Below are 15,636 nucleotides of genomic sequence, written 5' to 3'. Positions count from 1 at the left end.
ATCCATGCTAATTTTGGCCGCTACCGCCTTTCGTGGCAATGCCCGAAGTCGAGAGCCGTGAGCTGATTGCGGCCGACCTTCGCGTGCTGATCTCGCAGATCGAGAGCAGCATGCGCCGGACCGCCACAGCCATGGATCAAGAACACGGGAGCGATCCGGAAAGTTCCGCCGACGTCTTCGTGCTCGACGATGTCACACCCCGGTATGCCAGGGCGATCGCCGCGCTCGACGCCTGCCGGGCGGGCCTTGGCCACGCCCTGGAATGCCTGTCGGAGGCCAGCGGTACGCTGTAGATCGCGATCGCTGCGACGCGGCGACCGCATTCTTTCATCGCATGGCCGGCCGCGGATCAGGCGCGGTGCCGCTCCACGATCGCGTCGGTGGCAACACCGCCCCAGGTGTGGATCGCCGGCAGGCCCATCGCGGTCTTGCCGAGATTGGCGAGGCTGATGCGCAACGCGGCCAGATCCAGCGGCTTGGGCAGGCTCTGGAGCTCGATCCCGACGGAACGGGCGAAGCTGCGGGCGGCGCTGCGGCGCTTGCCGTCCATGCCGCTGACGACGATCAGGGCGCCGCCAAATTTCGCCTTGGCCATCTCGCCCAGCACGTCCATTCCGTCGCCATCCTCGAGCACGAGATCGAGTGTCACGCAGTCGAAGCGCGCGGTGCGGAGTTTCTCGATCGCTTCGGCCACGGACGGCGCCACGGTGACTTCGTGGCCGGCCTGCTTGGCCGCGACCGTGATCAGGCTGCGCTGTGTGCCGTCATCATCGACCACCAGAAGCTGAAGCGCGCGCCGCTCGGCGCCGTCGGGCAGGTTTGACGGGAGAGAGGAGAAAGAGCTTCTGGGCATTGCCGTATCCTGAGATTGAGACCGGCAATGGATACACCGTTCGCGCTTAGGCGACGTAAAGCCGCGACGGCAAATTCAGTCGGATGTTTCAGCAAATGCGAACCAACGTCGCGGAAAACGGCGACGCGACGCACGTGAAGATCACGCCGCCTCGTCACGGCCACCGACGGCGCGCTTCTTCCGGTTCTTGCCCCGCAGGAATTGAATGTCCATTTCGACGCCGTTGACGCGCACCAATTCGCAGCGGCGGTAGGCAAGGCCGGTGGACGACAGCAGCAGGAAGAACTCTTTGAGGTTCAGGCCCTGAATCGAGCCTTCCACCGTCAGGATAGCGTCGGTGTCGGAGATCGCGTTGAGCTTGCAGTCGCGGCGCCAAGTGCCGTCGATGGCCATGATGCAGACATCATAGCCGCGACTGAACGTCACGCGTTCCGCGCCTTTGCCATCCTCGGCCATGCCTATCGTCCCGCCATGACCGCTAGGCGCGGCGCTGCGCCGGCAAGAACCGGCTTGGCGGCCGCCGCGCGCGGGTCGTTCGGCTTGTAGAGACCGCGCTTCTCCGGAATCGGCCTGAACGTGTCGGTCAGTCCGACCACCGTTTCGGCCGCGCCCAGCACCAGGAAGCCGTCTCCCTCGATCTGGCGAGCCAGCCGGTTGAAGATGTTGATCTTGGTGTCCTGATCGAAATAGATCAGCACGTTGCGGCAGAAGATGACGTCGAAGGTGCCGAGCTGAGCGAAATCGTGCAGCAGATTGAGCTGCCGGTGCTGGATCATCGCCCGCAGCTCGGGATTGATCTGCCAGGTCTCGCCGATCTGCTTGAAATATTTCATCAGCATCTGGATCGGCAGTCCGCGCTGCACTTCGAACTGGCTGTAGATGCCGGCCTTGGCCTTCTCGAGCACCTCCTGCGACAGGTCGGTCGCGATGATCTCGACGCGCCAGCCGGTTAGGGCCGCACCCATCTCCTTTAGGCTCATCGCGAGCGAATAGGGCTCCTGCCCCGTGGAGCCGGCGGCGCACCAGATGCGGACGCTGCGGCGGCCCGCGCGGGCCTTGATGATCTCCGGCATGATGGTGTCGCGGAAATGATCGAACGGGACCTTGTCGCGAAAGAAGAAGGTCTCGTTGGTGGTCATCGCCTCGACCACGCTGGTGACGAGCGCGCCCGAGCCAGCGCCTTGCAGCTTCTGCACGAGCTCGCCGATGCCGGAGATCCCGGCCTTGCGCGCCAGCGGCAACAGCCGGCTTTCAATCAGATATTGCTTGTCTGCGGACAGATCGAGCCCGGAATGATCCCTCAGGAACTTACGCAGATACTCATACTCGGTCGGGGTCACGGATAGGCCTCTCGGAAGCTGTACTGGGAACACTCTGGCTGGAACACTCCGCCAGACACTCAGACCATGGCTTGTCCGACCGGAATCAAGCCGACTTCTGCGAATTTGTCGGCGATGATGTCTTTATCGAAGGGCTTCATGATGTACTCGTTGGCGCCGCCGCTGAGCGCCTGAGCGATATGAGCCACGTTATTTTCGGTGGTGCAGAATACAACCTTGGGCTGGTCGCCGCCCGGCAGGCGGCGCATGTGGCCCATGAACTCGAAGCCGTCCATCACCGGCATGTTCCAGTCCAGCAGCACCGCGTCGGGCAGCTTGCGCTGACAGACCTCGAGCGCCTTGGAGCCGTCCTCGGCCTCCGTGACTTCGAATTGCAGGCCTTCCAGGATCCGGCGTGCGATCTTGCGCACGACGCTGGAATCATCGACCACCAAGCACGTCTTCATTTGGGTTCTCCGGCTTCGATGTTTTTGGGGCTCACGCAGCCATTTGCACTTCGGTTTTGAGTTCGAGGACGCGATCGACGTCGAGGACGACCATGAGCTGGCCGTCGAGACGGTGGACACCGCCGGCGAGCTTGGCCATGCGGGGGTCGAGATTGACGGGGTTTTCTTCCATGCCGTCCTCGGCGAGCCGCAGCACTTCGCCGATCTGGTCGATCAGGAGGCCGTAGGATTCACCGCGCAGATCGACGCCGACCGCCATCGGGATCTTGCCGTCCTCGGGCTTGGGCAGGCCGAGCCGGGCGCGCATGTCGACCACGGTGACGATGCGGCCGCGCAGGTTCAGCACGCCCGCAATCTCGCGCGAGGACAGCGGCACGCGGGTGACGCGCTCGGGCATGAACACGTCCTGGACGCGGGAGATCGGCAGGCCGAACAGCTGGCCGCCGATCATCGCGGTGACGTATTCGACCATGGCGCCTTCGCCGGACTGGGTCTTCTTGGTCATGTGCGTATCTCCTGATCCATCCCGCTGGGGTTTAGGCGGCTGCGCGGCTCAGCTCGGAGGCGCCGGCGGCGCTCGCGGTCTGTTCCTTCAGCGCCGCGATCAGACCGGGACGGTCGAACTTGGCGACATAGTCGTGGAAGCCGGCCTGGCGGCCGCGCTCGATCGCCGCCGGCGACACCAGCGCGGAGAGGCCGATGATCGGCATCGCGCCCAGATTGCTGTCGGAGCGAATGGTCTCGGCAAACTCGAACCCGTTCATGTCGGGCATCTCGATGTCGGTCAGGACCACGTCGAAGCTCTGCGCGCGCAGCGCCGCCAGGCCCTCCTGCGCGGTCGGCGCGGTGCGGACGCGGTAGCCGGCGGCCTTGAGCACCGGGGCCAGCATGTTGCGGAAGAACGCCGAATCGTCGACCAGCAGCACCGATTGCGAGTGCAGCGACGGCTTCATCTCCTTGCGGGTGAACCAGTCGGAGAACGCCATCGGCAGGAAGTGGCCGACGTCGATCACTTCGGTGGCCTGGCCCTTGATCACGGCCGAGCCGAGAATGCCGGAGGAGGATCCGCCGACCTCGATGTTGAGCCGTTCCTCGACGATGTCGATGATCTCGTCGACGACGAGGCCCATGGAGCGGCCGTCGTCGGAGAACACCAGGATCGGCTGGGCGCCCTGGCTCGCGATGGTGACGCTCTCCATGGCAACGAGCGGCATCAGCTGCTCGCGGTACTGCACCATGTAGCGGCCGTTCGAGAACTCGATCTTGTCGGCCGGGAGCTCTTCCAGGCGCGTGACGAGCCCGAGCGGGACCGCCTTGGGCTGGGCCGAGCCGGCGCGGAACACCAGCAGTGAGGTGGTCTGCTCGCCCGATCCGATGCTGTGCGTCCCGTTCTCGTTGTTCATGTCATGGGCCGAGGAGCCGGCGGCGCCGAGCGCCTTGGCAATGCCGTTGGGGTCGATGATCATGATGACCGCGCCGTCGCCCAGGATGGTATTGCCCGAGAACATGTCGATGTGGCGCAGCTTCGTCGACATCGGCTTGACCACGATTTCTTCGGTGTGGAACACGCCGTCGACGACGATGCCGAAGGTCTGGCTGCCGACCTGCGTCACCACGATGAAGCCGTTCTCGGGATCGGAGACGGCGCCGTCGTCGATCTTGAGCAGCTTCTTGAGATGGATCAGCGGCAGCAGCTTGTTGCGCAGCCTGAGAACCGCGGTGTCCTTGATGCGCTCGATGCGGTGCTCCGAGTTGGCGCGGGCCCGCACCAGCTCGACCACGGAGAGCTGCGGGATCGCAAAGCGGTCGCCGGCGGCTTCCACGATCAGCGCGGAGACGATGGCGAGCGTCAGCGGGATCTTGATGGTGACGGAGGAGCCTTCACCGGCGACCGACTTGATGTCGATGGTGCCGCCGATCTGGTCGATATTGGTGCGCACCACGTCCATGCCGACGCCGCGCCCCGACACCGAGGTGATGGCGGCCGCGGTCGAGAAGCCCGGCGCGAAGATGAACTTGTGGATCTGGGCTTCGCTCATCTTCTCGAGCTCGGCCTCGGTGACCAGACCTGAGGAGATCGCCTTGGCCTTGATCCTGTCGGTGTTCAGGCCACGGCCGTTGTCGGCGATGCAGATGATGATGTGGCCGCCCTCGTGATAGGCGGACAGGCGAATGGTGCCCTGCTCGCCCTTGCCGCCGGCGAGACGCTCGGCCGGGGTCTCCAGGCCATGGTCGGCGGAGTTGCGCACCATGTGGGTGAGCGGGTCCTTGATCAGGTCGAGCACCTGGCGGTCGAGCTCGGTGTCGGCGCCGTGCATCTCCAGCTCGATCTGCTTGCCGAGTTCGCTCGAGAGGTCGCGAACGATGCGGGGCAGCTTCTGCCAGGCATTGCCGATCGGCTGCATGCGCGTCTTCATGACGCCTTCCTGCAGCTCGGCGGTGACGTTGGACAGCCGCTGCAACGGCACCTTGAACTCGGTGTCCTCGTTGCGGCGGGAGATCTCCAACAGCTGGTTGCGGGTCAGCACCAGCTCCGAGACCATGGTCATCAGATGCTCAAGCGTATCCACGTTGACGCGGATCGACTGGTTGGCGATGCTGGCTCCCTCGGCGGCGCCCTCGTCGGCGATCGACTTCTTCGGCGCGGCCTTGTCCTTCGCCTTGGTCTCCTTCGCGGCTTCCTTGGCAACAGGCACCGGGGCTTCAGCGGCAGGCGGAGGCTCCGCCTTGACTTCGGCCTTGGCAACCGGGACCGGCACTTCGATCGCGGTCTCGCGGAAGGCACGCTCGAGCTCGTCGAGCGAGACTTCGCCCGGACGCAGCGGACGCTCCAGGCTCTGGTCGGCCAGCACGCCGGAGGTCGGCGCGGCTTCAACGGCGACAGGCGCGTCCGGCACCAGCGGCGGCGCTTCGGCAACGGCAGCAGCAGCGCCGGCCGCCATGGCGGCCATGCCCTGCTCGACCATCGCTTCCAGCTTGTCGATGAGATCGCGGTCGGTGCCCTCGGGCTCGGCTTCGGTCGCCTCCAGCCCGGCCAGAATTTCCTTGATGCGGTCGATCGAGGACAGGATCACCGTCACCGCCTGCCCCGTCACCGGCATGCCGTCACGGAATTTGCCCATCAGCGTCTCGCCGGCATGCGCCAGCGCTTCCAGTCGCGGCAATCCGAGGAAGCCGCACGTGCCCTTGATGGTGTGGACCAGCCGGAAAATGTTATCCAGGATCTTGGCGTTGTTCGGCTCCTGCTCGAACTTCACCAGCTGATTGTCCACGGTGTCCAGGCTCTCGCTGGTTTCCGTCAAAAACTCCCGCAACAGATCATCCATGAGCTACGCCTTACAGACCTGGATCTGGACCTCGACGCCCGAGCCGCGCTGGCATGAACGGAAGTCCCCACCTTGGATCGTTAGACATCCCCTTTCACGGTCCCGTTAATTTCATCCTCCGTGCTAATACGGATATTGAAGACAAGTTTGCCGTTCGACTGCATGGGACAGCGTTTTTCGGCAAAACCGGCCCCACGCCGCAGCGGCGAGACGCGTTAGGTGAACGTGCCGATAACGGCGGGACCAGGCGCGCGGGAAAGCCCTGCTTGTGAAGGACGATATGCGCGGTCTTCGCGCAAATTGTATCGAGCCGCCTGCAATCCGGGGCGGTCTCGCCACGTCGCCTGGTGCTCTGCCGGGATATGCATGACCCGCATTTGCGGTAAACGAACCGTTACCCGCGTCCGCTGCGGCCGGTGCCGCGCTAACCCAGGCGCGCGGCCGGGGCAAGCTCGCCCTGGGGACGGTGCTCCGCCAGGCAATCGTTGATGGCGGCGAGCAGCGCGTGCGGCGTGAACGGCTTGCGCAGACAGCGCGCCGCACCGAGCTCCAGCGCCATCCGGAGGAAATCCGGGGCCGGCGAATTCAGATTGCGAACGCGTAGCCGGACATCGCTATCAGCGGAACGGCCGGCGCGCGCTCGTGAAAGATTCTGACCGATTCGAACCCGCGCATGTGCGGCATGAAGATATCGATGATCATCAGATCGAACTGTTCGTGTTCGAGCGCACGAAGTCCGGCTTCCCCTCCTTCGGCGATCGTCACCCGAAAAATTGTTGCGCTGGAGATAGACCTCGATGGCCATGCAGACCATCGGGTCGTCATCGACGACGAGAATATGGCGCAGATCTTCTGTCCCCGTTTGAGCTTCCCGATTTGGCGATTCAATAATTGAACCGTGGCGCACGCCATGCTCCTTTGCTCGAGAAATGGACTGTTGAGAGCGTCCTTCGGAGCCGGAAAGACGATTGACGCAGAATCTGCGGCCGCGCGGCGCCAAGGCAACTCCATGACGACGACGCGGCGCGGATGACCTCGAAACGCGCCGGATCAACCATGACCGCGAACAAGCTCCAAACCGATTCTCCAGCCGCACCATCTGGATCTGCTGGTTCCCAGCTCGGTAGGAATTGGGTCAGGGAATCTGTCTTGGCGAGGCCGACGTGCAGCGGCACTGACTGCGATCGGACGTCTTGTCCCAATTGCCAATATATCCCGACGGGAACATGATGGAACGTGGCCGAACGACAAGCAGTTTCCCGTGCTGGTCCGGGAGACGGGAGGCTACTTTGGAAACAATGGTACGTTCCTCCAACGGTTTCCTGTCCGCGCTGTCGGCGGACGATTATGAATTGATCCGCCCCCACCTGCGGACGGGCGATCTGCCGCACGACGCGGTGCTGGTCGCGACCGGCGAAACGCTCAAGCGCGCCTACTTTCCCCATCGCGGCGTCATCTCGCTGGTGGTGGAGCTCGCCAGGGGCGAGCACGTGCAAGTCGCCATGATCGGCCGCGACAGCCTGCTCGGAACGCTCTCTATCATGGGCGATGCCTGCGCGCTGAACACGGCCATCGTGCTGGTTCCAGGCTCCGCCTCGATGATGGACCTCGACCGGCTGCGCGTCGCGGCCGACCAGAGCTGCACCCTGCGGACGCTGCTCACGCGTCACGGACTGGCGGTCTACGCGCAGGTGCAGCAGACCGCGGGCTGCAACGCCGCTCATCCGGTGGAGTCGCGGCTGTCGCGCTGCCTGCTCCACACCCATGACCTCTCCGGCGACTACCGGCTGCTGCTGACCCAGGAGGCGATGGCGCAGATGATCGGCGCTCGGCGCAACAGCGTGTCGCTGGTCGCCAACACCTTGCAGCAGGCGAATTTCATTAACTACAGCCGCGGACACATCCAGATCCTTAACCTGGACGGCCTGCGCCAGACGGCGTGCGAATGCTACGCCACCGTGAAGGCGCAGTATGACCGGCTGCTCGGCCCGCGCTGACTGGCGCTGCGGCGTGGTAAACCGGCCGCTAATTCCGGCCCGCAAACACGGAATGTCCTGCTACCGGAACTGAAATCCAGATGCCGTAGACACGGATGTGCCGCGCGCGCCTGTACGGGCCGGCGGCAAACCGTGATCAAGGCAGGCCAAACCATGTTCGAAGTCACCGTCGCGCCTGCGCAAACAGTGCTTGATGCCGAACCCGCGCGCGAGCCGGGCGCGTACCAGGCGCTGGTGCGCGAGATCGGCGAGGATGGTGCTTGCGAAGTGCGCGACGTGTTCTGGAGCGAAACCTGCGCGCGTCTGCAATCGTTCCGCACGCTCTCGCTCGCGCAGCACCACGGCAGGATCGCCCGCGAAGCGCATTCGCTGAAGGGCGCGGCCGGAACGTTCGGCTATGTCAGGCTCGCGGTGCTGGCGCTGCGGCTGGAGAAGACCGCGGAGAGGCTCGGCGACGCCGGATTTTGCGACCTCCTGGACCTGATGGACGCCGCCTACGCTGCCGCGCGCGCGCAGGAGCCGGAGGGCTGACGCGCTCGCTCGAAACGCTCCAACCACTCACGCGTGCATGCCCGCCGTACTTCTACGGCTTGGGATTTTCACAGATGGCTAATCATAGGCAGCGATAGTCGCCGGAAACCAGGAGGGTTTCCATGTTCACCTACGAGACCGCGGACCAGAAAGAAGTTCGCCGCTTCCGCATCGCACAGTTCAACGGCCGGATGGCGACGGTGGCCGCTGGCGAGGCGACGGTGACCGGCTTCGTACGTTCGGTGCTGGAGCAGGAATCGAGCATGCCGCCCCGCTGGACCATCACGATCATTCCCAACGTGCCGAAGGACGAGCTCAAGCCGCTGCGGCCCTCGTCGCGCGCGCGTCCCTTCGCCGAAGATTATTTCTGAGCACGGTCGGAGCCGCGGGTCTTTTTCGAGAAATGCCTCACGCTTGGCCCTCGCCCGCTGCCGGGCGGCCCGACGCAAGGCCCTTCAGTCGATCGAATGCAGCAGCGCCGCACGGACGAGGTCCGCCGTGTTGCGCGCACCGAGCTTCCGCATCGCCTCGGCGCGATGGCTCTCGAAGGTGCGCGGGCTGATCTGCATCCGAAGCGCACCCTGCTTGTTCGAATAACCCTCGCTGATCAGCCTCAGCACCTCGCGCTCGCGCTTGGTCAGCCGCTTCTGGCCTGACAGGCCGAGGATTTCGGCGCTCGGCACGCGCTGCAGCTGTGGCGCGCGCGCGAACTTCGATTCGGCGCCCTCGGCCCTGGACGCGATCGGCAGGCCACCCGTGTGAGAACCGGCAAGCTGTTTGACGAGGCCACAAACCCGCTCGGTCTGCACTAGCGCATTCTCCACGACCCGCTGCAAATAGGCACGGTCGCCCGTCACCGGCGCGAGCTGATCGCTGTGATGCTTGATCTCGCCCATGTAGAGCAGGAGCGCCGTGAGGGGACCGTTGAGCTCGCGGGCGATGGCGGCTGCCATTTCGTCGGCCGCCTTGGCACGGGCGGCGTTCAGACGGACGGCATCGAGCTCTTCAGTTGGAGCGGCGTTGCTTTCGTACCATTCCGACGGCCGAGAATCAGTGGCCGTATCATTCTGTGACCCCATGTCACTCGTTTAGCGGAACCCAACGCGGTCTGTAGTTAACTTTTTTGCTCCGTAAGACTACGGTGAATTTGGCAGTTTTGTGCTGAAACCCCGGCACAGGCACACTTTATGCTTGAGTGGCAACGTCCCTCAACATTCTTAGGTTGCTGAACCTGCCCAATTGATAGACGGGTCGCTCGACGCCTTCTTAACGATCAGATCCGCGCCGATTACCTGCGGCCTTGGATTTTACGGATATATTAACGGCGGCTTGCTTCTCTATGTCGCAATTGAGAGCGCGCAAATGCCTCCATGCATGGGGTCGGTAGGCCTGCTGGAAACGTTGCGGAAGATTGCGTGCCATGAACGAGATCGACCAGCTATCGAACTTCCTGCAGAAGCTGACGCCGCTGTCGCGCAGCTGCCTGCTCAGCGAGCTCGAACGGCTTGAGCTGTGCGGCATCGACATGCCGGGCTCGTCCGACCTGCAGTCCCGGTTGCGCGCCGAATTTCGCAAGGACGGATCGAACCAGGCGCGCGCCACCAGTCCCTCGCGCCATTTCTTTGCGCCGCTCGAGCTGCTTCTGATCGACGGCGCGCCCGAGCATGCCAACATGGGGCGGATCTCGCGCAACACCCTCACCCCGATCTGGGAGTGGATCTGCCGCGACCTGCTGCCGACCATGGCACGCGACTACATCAAGGCGATCAACGACCAGGTCGCCGCCAACAACCAGAAGGAAGTGCTGAAGATCGCATCGACCTTCCAGACCAAGGTCGTCAAGGTTCTCGAAAGCACCCTCGCATCAGCGGAGAGCACCGAGTTCGCGCGCGGCAAGCTCGCGCAATACACGGCATCGCGCACCGCCTTCGAGGACGTGAAGAAGATCCAACATGTGCTGCGCGCCGGCGCCGCGCTGCCGAAGTTCAACGACAGGCTGCCCGAGAAGATCGCGAAGTTCGACGACGGCACGGTTGATCAGATCACCGCCCGATTGGACGCCTTCAAGAAGGCCCATCCCGAGGCGCTGCCGTTCGCGCTGACGCTGGTGGCGAGGCGGCTGAAGACGTTCTGGCAATTGGTGCGCCTTGCCACCAAGGCCGCAGCGAGCAAGAGCGCCGCCGATGTCGCCGCCGCGCCCTATGCCTGCGTCGTTCACATGGTGCTCGACCAGCTCGACGACAGGCGCCTCGCCTTGCGCATCGCGCTCCGGCACAACCGGGTGCTGATTGCGCGCGACCTGCTCGCCGAGATCTACGAGACCGAATATGCGCTCAAGGTGCAGATCGACGGCATCGAGCATTGCGAATGGGGCATTCGGCTCCAGCAATTGATGGACGCGATCGCGGCGCTGGTGTCCGCCGAGGTGAGCCGCTTCCCCTCCAATGTCGGCCACATTCTCGGTTCGCGCCGGTTGCGCAGCCACGACACGCTCGGTGGCAAGCTGTCCTATCTGGCCTGGAAGGGACGCGATGCGATTGAGGACGGCGCGGCCGCGTTGCGCAAGCTGATCGGCCAAACCTGATCCCGCGCTAATGCGCGCGCGGCAGGCACAGGAAGCGATCGAGAAATCGCCCTGACAGCACGAACCTGAACCACCAATACATTATTCGCCGCGACGTCATTGCTGCGATCCTCGACAGCCCACCACCGGCTGCCCAGAGCAATAGCGCACGTGCAGCAATCCGCTTGTGATGTGCTTCACATTGGCGCAAGCGCGCACCGACGCATTGTCGCAGAACCGTCACGAGCGAACCGGGAAAATGCGCGCGTCGCGCGAAATAGTGGCGCTCCATTATTCAATTGGACGAGGCGCGCGCGGCTTGGTCCAATTGCAGGACAGTGCGCGACCAGGCAGCCGCACGGCACGTCGCGGAAATCTCCAGTGATTGCCGCAACCCTGCGCCCGACGCGCGGGTAGACGTAAAAACTTCTCGACCGAGATCCAGACAATTTTAGACGTGATGGGCGCTTTAACGTTACCCAGATAATTCGACAATCGACTGAAGCCTTCCATATTTGAAACTGCTCACGTCGCTAACACACCGGCACGGAACGGGAGTGCTTGCGATGAACGACGAAATTGTAGAACTCGCCGTCCGAAGGCCGAAGACCTTCGGACGGCGAAAGGTGAAGCCGCGCGCATGCGTCGCCGACGGCAAGCGCCATCTTCGCGCGTTTCTCGCGGAAGTGCTGGAGGATCTCGGCTTCGTCACCACCGAATGCGCCAGTGCCGAGGAGCTGCAGAGCGTGCTGACAAGCGAATTGCCCGACCTGATCCTGCTCGGCATCGCCGCCGACGGCATCGAGCCCGGCAAATTTTTGGAGACGCTGGTGCGCGAGGCCTTCGACGGCAGGGTTCTGACTGTGGGCGCCCGCGAGTCGATCATCGTCAGGGCCGTGCAGCAGGTCGGCGAGGAATACGGCCTCAAGATGCTGCCGCCGCTGACAACGCCGTTTGCCGCGGAGACGCTGCGCGACCGTGTCGCGATGCTGTTGCCCGAGGAGCCGGCGCCGAGCCCCGCCGTGCATGTCGGCGAGGCCCTGCACGCCGGCTGGCTCGAGCTCTGGTACCAACCCAAGATCGACGCGCGCACGCTGATTCGCAATAGCGCCGAGGCGCTGGTGCGGATGCGGCATCCGACCTGGGGCGTGGTGCCGCCCGCCTATTTCATCCCCGAAGAGCACGACCCGAATATGCGCGACCTCTCCGAATTCGTGATCGAGCGCGCCATGCAGGACTGGCACTATCTGCTGGAGCAGCAGAGCCCGGTCGATCTCGCGATCAATTTGCCGGCGTCCTATCTGAAGGAGCCGCAAGCCGTGCGCGATCTCTGCCGGCGCATGCCGACGCATCCGGCGTTCGGCGGGCTGACGATCGAGATCGACAGCGAGGAGGCGATCCGCGATCTCGATCTCCTGGCCGAGGTCGCCCGCGAACTGCGTCTGCACAATATCGGCCTGTCGGTCGACAATCTCGGCGCCAACTGGCCGTCGCTGATGGACCTTGGAAAAATTCCATTCATCAAGCTGAAGGCCGACCGGCACTTCGTCACCGGCAGCGGCACTGATCGCCTCAAGCGCACGGTGTGCCGCCACATCGTCGAGCTTTCGCATGGCTATGGCGTGCGCGCCATCGCCGAGGGCGTCGAAAGCCGCGCCGACCTCGTCGCCGCCAACGAGCTCGGCTTCGACCTCGTGCAGGGTTTTCTGTTCGGCAAGCCGATGCCGCTGAAGAAGTTTGCGCGGAGCACGCTGACGCGGACGGTGATGGGGTGATTCAGTGCGCGAGCGGCGGATTACGCTGTTGCCGCGCACCCCTCAGCCGTCGAGCGCAGGGAGCTCGTTTCACCATTCGGGCTGTGTGCCTCGACCTGCTCGACGTGAAGCGCGAAGCCGGTCGCGCCGGAATGCCCAAGTCCCGCGCGGAGCCGCATGCTCGGAATCAGGTAATCGCCGCCATTCTGGCGCCGGTAGGGAATCGGCGGTGTGGTCGCAAGCGTTCGCATCCTCTCGCGCAAACGTTCGGCAGTCGCCTGGAAACCCGCTTCGTCCAGTTTGTCGGCCTTGTAGACGACGAACGGCGGAAGCACGTCATATCCCGGATAATAGAGGATGCCGTGATTGATCGGGAACAGCAGGTCGTCGATCGGCCCGTTGATCCCGCGCGCCGAATAATGCTCCTGCCAGCCGCCGGCGGTCACGATCAGCATCGCGCGTTTGCCCGCCAGCCTGCCTTCGCCGTAACGGTCGCCCCAGCGCTTGTCGCTGTGCTCGCCGACGCCATAGGCGAAACCGTAGGCGAACACGCGGTCGACCCAGCCCTTGAGGATGGCCGGCATGCTGAACCACCATAGCGGGAATTGCAGGATCAGGACGTCCGCCCACAGCAGCTTCTCGATCTCGGCCTTGACGTCCGCGGTGAGTGTACCCGACTCGAACGCCTGCTTGGAGGCGGCGGCCGGCGCCAGCCGCCCGTCCGGCGGCAGCAGCGGAAAATCGGCGCGGCCGACCTCGGATGTCCATCCCTCGGCGTAAAGGTCTGACACCCGCACCTCGTGTCCCTCAGCCTCGAGTTCTCTGACGGCAACGTCGCGGAGCGAGCCATTGAGGGAGCGCGGCTCGGGGTGAGCGAAGAGGATCAACACTTTCATGATCAGCACCTTGGTTGACGATTGCGAGCAGCAGGTAGCGCCTCCGACTGCAATCCGGTAGTTGTCGCCGATGGATAGGATCATGCCGAAATATGGATAAATCGGACGTGACGCTCGAACGCATGCGCAGCTTCGTGCGGGTCGCCGAGCGCGGAAGCCTGTCCGCGGTCGCGCGCGAGCTTGGTCTCGGCCAATCGACAGTGACGCGGCACCTTCGGGAACTGGAGCAGGCCGTCGGCGTGCCGCTGCTCACGCGGACCACGCGCAGCGTGACGATGACCGAGGAGGGGCGCCGCTATTACGCCGACTGCGTGCAGATCCTGCGCCTGGTCGAACTCGCCGGCGACGAGGCGCGCAGCACGCGCGGCGCGCCTGCCGGAACGGTGCGCGTCTCCTGCACCGCCGCCTTCGGCGTGCTCCACGTCAGCCGTCTGGTTTTCGCGTTCCAGGACCGCTATCCGGACGTGGCGGTGGATCTCAGCCTGACCGACGAGCGGATCGACCTCGTGCGGGAAGGTGTCGATATCGCTTTGCGTCTGGGGCCGCTCCCCGACAGCTCGATGAAGCTCAGGCTGCTTGGTCAGTCGCGGCGGGTGCTTGTGGCCGCACCGGACTATCTGGCGTCGCGCGGCAGGCCCGCGCGCCCGCAAGACCTCGCCAGCCACGAGGGTGTCAGGATGTCGAACATCGCCGGCAGCGACGTGCTCGTGCTGCACGGGCGCCGCGGCGGCCGTCATGTGGTCCCCTTCGCAGGGCGGCTGCGGGTGGATCACGGGCTTGCCGCACGCGAGGCGCTCGCGGCCGGTCGTGGCATTGCGCCGGCGCATCTTTGGCTCGTCGACGACCTGCTTGCCTCCGGCCAACTCGAGCGCGTGCTTGAAGACTACGCGCCGCCGTCCGTTCCGCTCAACATGCTGATCGTCCCGGAGCGGTCCGGCATCGCGCGGGTCCGGCTGCTGGTCGATTTTCTCGCCAAGGGAATCGCGCAGCTGCCGGGGATTGAAAAACCGCAACCGGGCAAGAGGTAAGGCCGCATCAATCCGGCCTCAGGCAAACCGCCGTGCGAAGAAGACGCAGGCGACCACCAGCGCGGTCGCGACGATCATGCTCCAGGCCACAGGTTCGTGCAGGAGCAGGCCTGCAAGCGCAAGGCCGAAGAACGGCTGGAGCTGCTGCAACTGGCCGACGCGGGCGATGCCGCCGATCGCAAGCCCGCGGTACCAGAAGATGAAACCGACGAACATGCTGAAGACCGAGACGTAGGCGAGTCCGATCCAGGCGGGCACACCGACGCCGCTCCATGTCGACGGCCAGGTTAGAATCGCGACCGGCACCATCAGCGGCAGCGACAGCAGCAGCGCCCAGGAGATCACCTGCCAGCCGCCGAGCCGGCGCGACAGCGCGGCGCCTTCGGCATAGCCGAGCCCGCACAGCACGATCGCCGCGACCATCAGCAGATCGCCGGTCAGCGATGCGGTGCCGTCGTTGGAGAGCGCAAAGCCGGCGACAGTGGCGCTGCCCAGAATTGCAAAGAGCCAGAACATCGGCTGCGGCCGCTCGCCGCCGCGCAGCACGCCGAAGATCGCGGTCGACAGCGGCAAGAGGCCAATGAAGACGATCGAATGCGCCGAGGTGATGTGCTGCAGCGCAAGCGCCGTCAGCAAGGGAAAGCCGACCACGACGCCGATGGCGACGATCGCGAGCGAGACGAGATCCTTGCGCTGCGGCCGCGCCTGACGGAGCAGGCCGAGCACGGCCACACCGATCAGCGCCGCGATGACCGCGCGCGCCGAGGTCAGGAACAGCGCGGAAAACCCGCCGACCGCCACGCGGGTCGCCGGCAGCGATGCGCTGAAGATGATGACGCCAAGAAGCCCGTTGCCCAAGCCGCTGCCGGAAGAGTGCATGCCCATCTCGCCTTGTCGGTGGT

General features: G+C 64.6%; 16 protein-coding genes and 1 pseudogene. 7 read left to right on the top strand and 10 right to left on the bottom strand.

Annotated features, from left to right (window positions below; genetic code table 11):
* Window positions 1-38 precede the first annotated feature (38 nt).
* A complete protein-coding gene (locus tag AB3L03_RS18815; protein ID WP_085348856.1) occupies window positions 39-293 on the top strand; it encodes a hypothetical protein in 255 nt (84 codons plus the stop codon).
* A 56-nt stretch (window positions 294-349) separates the two neighbouring features.
* Here the strand turns inward: AB3L03_RS18815 and AB3L03_RS18810 are convergent, their stop codons facing one another.
* The 7 genes and pseudogenes from AB3L03_RS18810 to AB3L03_RS18780 form a co-directional block, all read right to left on the bottom strand.
* Window positions 350-853, bottom strand: a complete 504-nt coding sequence (locus AB3L03_RS18810; RefSeq protein ID WP_368506862.1) for a response regulator — start codon at window positions 851-853, stop codon at window positions 350-352.
* A 141-nt stretch (window positions 854-994) separates the two neighbouring features.
* Window positions 995-1,309 carry a hypothetical protein gene (locus tag AB3L03_RS18805; protein WP_018456636.1) on the bottom strand — a complete coding sequence of 105 codons (315 nt, stop codon included), beginning with the start codon at window positions 1,307-1,309 and terminating at the stop codon, window positions 995-997.
* A gap of 2 nt (window positions 1,310-1,311) precedes the next feature.
* Window positions 1,312-2,193, bottom strand: coding sequence for a protein-glutamate O-methyltransferase CheR (locus AB3L03_RS18800; RefSeq protein ID WP_085358468.1), 882 nt, complete (start codon window positions 2,191-2,193; stop codon window positions 1,312-1,314).
* Window positions 2,194-2,252: 59 nt separating this feature from the next.
* Window positions 2,253-2,639, bottom strand: coding sequence for a PleD family two-component system response regulator (locus AB3L03_RS18795; RefSeq protein WP_018456638.1), 387 nt, complete (start codon window positions 2,637-2,639; stop codon window positions 2,253-2,255).
* 31 nt (window positions 2,640-2,670) lie between these two features.
* Window positions 2,671-3,144, bottom strand: coding sequence for a chemotaxis protein CheW (locus tag AB3L03_RS18790; RefSeq protein WP_007598954.1), 474 nt, complete (start codon window positions 3,142-3,144; stop codon window positions 2,671-2,673).
* Window positions 3,145-3,175: 31 nt separating this feature from the next.
* Window positions 3,176-5,965, bottom strand: a complete 2,790-nt coding sequence (locus tag AB3L03_RS18785; protein ID WP_368506861.1) for a chemotaxis protein CheW — start codon at window positions 5,963-5,965, stop codon at window positions 3,176-3,178.
* Window positions 5,966-6,389: 424 nt separating this feature from the next.
* Window positions 6,390-6,812: pseudogene (locus tag AB3L03_RS18780) on the bottom strand (response regulator).
* A 451-nt stretch (window positions 6,813-7,263) separates the two neighbouring features.
* Here AB3L03_RS18780 and AB3L03_RS18775 point away from each other — a divergent pair.
* The 3 genes from AB3L03_RS18775 (at window position 7,264) to AB3L03_RS18765 (ending at window position 8,864) form a co-directional block, all read left to right on the top strand.
* The gene (locus AB3L03_RS18775; protein ID WP_018459877.1) at window positions 7,264-7,962 is read left to right on the top strand and encodes a Crp/Fnr family transcriptional regulator; all 699 of its coding nucleotides are present in this window, start codon (window positions 7,264-7,266) and stop codon (window positions 7,960-7,962) included.
* A 153-nt stretch (window positions 7,963-8,115) separates the two neighbouring features.
* Entirely contained in the window at window positions 8,116-8,493 is a 378-nt protein-coding gene (locus tag AB3L03_RS18770; RefSeq protein WP_018459876.1) for an Hpt domain-containing protein, read from the top strand.
* A gap of 122 nt (window positions 8,494-8,615) precedes the next feature.
* The gene (locus AB3L03_RS18765) at window positions 8,616-8,864 is read left to right on the top strand and encodes a hypothetical protein (protein ID WP_018459875.1); all 249 of its coding nucleotides are present in this window, start codon (window positions 8,616-8,618) and stop codon (window positions 8,862-8,864) included.
* An 84-nt stretch (window positions 8,865-8,948) separates the two neighbouring features.
* On the opposite strand, the gene AB3L03_RS18760 is transcribed toward AB3L03_RS18765, so the two are convergent.
* Entirely contained in the window at window positions 8,949-9,572 is a 624-nt protein-coding gene (locus AB3L03_RS18760) for a helix-turn-helix transcriptional regulator (RefSeq protein WP_018459874.1), read from the bottom strand.
* 341 nt (window positions 9,573-9,913) lie between these two features.
* On the opposite strand from AB3L03_RS18760, the gene AB3L03_RS18755 reads away from it, so the two are divergent.
* A complete protein-coding gene (locus AB3L03_RS18755) occupies window positions 9,914-11,077 on the top strand; it encodes a hypothetical protein (RefSeq protein WP_368506860.1) in 1,164 nt (387 codons plus the stop codon).
* Window positions 11,078-11,622: 545 nt separating this feature from the next.
* Window positions 11,623-12,831, top strand: a complete 1,209-nt coding sequence (locus AB3L03_RS18750; protein ID WP_085348260.1) for an EAL domain-containing protein — start codon at window positions 11,623-11,625, stop codon at window positions 12,829-12,831.
* A 20-nt stretch (window positions 12,832-12,851) separates the two neighbouring features.
* Here the strand turns inward: AB3L03_RS18750 and AB3L03_RS18745 are convergent, their stop codons facing one another.
* On the bottom strand, window positions 12,852-13,706 hold the full coding sequence (locus AB3L03_RS18745) for an NAD(P)H-dependent oxidoreductase (RefSeq protein WP_368506859.1): 855 nt from the start codon (window positions 13,704-13,706) through the stop codon (window positions 12,852-12,854).
* A 92-nt stretch (window positions 13,707-13,798) separates the two neighbouring features.
* Between AB3L03_RS18745 and AB3L03_RS18740 the strand changes: the two genes are divergently transcribed.
* Window positions 13,799-14,734: a LysR family transcriptional regulator gene (locus AB3L03_RS18740; protein WP_368506858.1), complete on the top strand. Its 936-nt coding sequence runs from the start codon at window positions 13,799-13,801 to the stop codon at window positions 14,732-14,734.
* 18 nt (window positions 14,735-14,752) lie between these two features.
* Here the strand turns inward: AB3L03_RS18740 and AB3L03_RS18735 are convergent, their stop codons facing one another.
* Window positions 14,753-15,613 (bottom strand): DMT family transporter, encoded by an 861-nt coding sequence (locus AB3L03_RS18735; RefSeq protein WP_026233895.1) that lies wholly within the window; start codon window positions 15,611-15,613, stop codon window positions 14,753-14,755.
* Between the last annotated feature and the right edge of the window lie 23 nt (window positions 15,614-15,636).

The organism is Bradyrhizobium lupini, assembly GCF_040939785.1.
Taxonomy (GTDB): Bacteria; Pseudomonadota; Alphaproteobacteria; order Rhizobiales; family Xanthobacteraceae; genus Bradyrhizobium; species Bradyrhizobium canariense_D.
Note: the sequence above shows the minus strand (reverse complement) of the source record. Positions and strands in the feature narration are given on the sequence as shown.

What these genes read in the sequence shown, in the direction of transcription:
- AB3L03_RS18815 (WP_085348856.1), top strand. Translation starts at nt 39, where the DNA reads ATGCCCGAAGTCGAGAGCCGTGAGCTGATTGCGGCCGACCTTCGCGTG.
- AB3L03_RS18810 (WP_368506862.1), bottom strand. Translation starts at nt 853, where the DNA reads ATGCCCAGAAGCTCTTTCTCCTCTCTCCCGTCAAACCTGCCCGACGGC.
- AB3L03_RS18805 (WP_018456636.1), bottom strand. Translation starts at nt 1,309, where the DNA reads ATGGCCGAGGATGGCAAAGGCGCGGAACGCGTGACGTTCAGTCGCGGC.
- AB3L03_RS18795 (WP_018456638.1), bottom strand. Translation starts at nt 2,639, where the DNA reads ATGAAGACGTGCTTGGTGGTCGATGATTCCAGCGTCGTGCGCAAGATC.
- AB3L03_RS18790 (WP_007598954.1), bottom strand. Translation starts at nt 3,144, where the DNA reads ATGACCAAGAAGACCCAGTCCGGCGAAGGCGCCATGGTCGAATACGTC.
- AB3L03_RS18785 (WP_368506861.1), bottom strand. Translation starts at nt 5,965, where the DNA reads ATGGATGATCTGTTGCGGGAGTTTTTGACGGAAACCAGCGAGAGCCTG.
- AB3L03_RS18775 (WP_018459877.1), top strand. Translation starts at nt 7,264, where the DNA reads ATGGTACGTTCCTCCAACGGTTTCCTGTCCGCGCTGTCGGCGGACGAT.
- AB3L03_RS18770 (WP_018459876.1), top strand. Translation starts at nt 8,116, where the DNA reads ATGTTCGAAGTCACCGTCGCGCCTGCGCAAACAGTGCTTGATGCCGAA.
- AB3L03_RS18765 (WP_018459875.1), top strand. Translation starts at nt 8,616, where the DNA reads ATGTTCACCTACGAGACCGCGGACCAGAAAGAAGTTCGCCGCTTCCGC.
- AB3L03_RS18760 (WP_018459874.1), bottom strand. Translation starts at nt 9,572, where the DNA reads ATGGGGTCACAGAATGATACGGCCACTGATTCTCGGCCGTCGGAATGG.
- AB3L03_RS18755 (WP_368506860.1), top strand. Translation starts at nt 9,914, where the DNA reads ATGAACGAGATCGACCAGCTATCGAACTTCCTGCAGAAGCTGACGCCG.
- AB3L03_RS18750 (WP_085348260.1), top strand. Translation starts at nt 11,623, where the DNA reads ATGAACGACGAAATTGTAGAACTCGCCGTCCGAAGGCCGAAGACCTTC.
- AB3L03_RS18745 (WP_368506859.1), bottom strand. Translation starts at nt 13,706, where the DNA reads ATGAAAGTGTTGATCCTCTTCGCTCACCCCGAGCCGCGCTCCCTCAAT.
- AB3L03_RS18740 (WP_368506858.1), top strand. Translation starts at nt 13,799, where the DNA reads ATGGATAAATCGGACGTGACGCTCGAACGCATGCGCAGCTTCGTGCGG.
- AB3L03_RS18735 (WP_026233895.1), bottom strand. Translation starts at nt 15,613, where the DNA reads ATGCACTCTTCCGGCAGCGGCTTGGGCAACGGGCTTCTTGGCGTCATC.